The organism is Bradyrhizobium sp. sGM-13, from assembly GCF_018398875.1.
Classification (GTDB): domain Bacteria; phylum Pseudomonadota; class Alphaproteobacteria; order Rhizobiales; family Xanthobacteraceae; genus Bradyrhizobium.
In genome coordinates this window covers 1-467 of sequence record NZ_JAGWDK010000192.1, presented here as the reverse complement: position 1 = coordinate 467, position 467 = coordinate 1, and the positions used below count along the sequence as shown (strand labels likewise).

Below are 467 nucleotides of genomic sequence, written 5' to 3'. Positions count from 1 at the left end.
ACAGATCCAAGTCCTTCAATATCTGCTCGACAATGAGTTTACTGCGGCCGTAAGGATTGATCGGCGCTTGAGGGTGGGCCTCATTGATCGGTATTGAGGACGGAACGCCGTACGTCGCGCATGTCGAGGAGAACACGATCTTGTCGATTCCTGCAGCTTGCGCCGCTCGAAGCAACGTTATCGTGCCGACGACATTGTTCTCGTAGTAGCTGGCCGGGTCCAGAACCGACTGGCCCACCTCGATCGATGCGGCGAAATGCACAATGGCGAGCGGCTTGTGTTTCCTGAGCACGTCATCGAGCCTGCCACGGTCCCGAATGTCGCCGATTTCAAGAGGACCCCACTTGACGAATTCAGCATGACCATTTGAGAGATTATCATACACGATTGGGGTGAAGCCCTTATTGAATAGATCGAGGCAGGTGTGCGCCCCGATGTATCCTGCTCCGCCAGCGACAAGAATGTTT

At 54.6% G+C, this 467-nt stretch carries 1 protein-coding gene; it reads right to left on the bottom strand.

Going from position 1 to position 467, the window contains the following annotated elements; translation table 11 throughout:
* The coding region (locus KJQ96_RS38740; protein WP_309142550.1) for an NAD-dependent epimerase/dehydratase family protein at positions 1 to 463 on the bottom strand (463 nt) is incomplete at its 3' end.
* Positions 464 to 467: the final 4 nt, after the last annotated feature.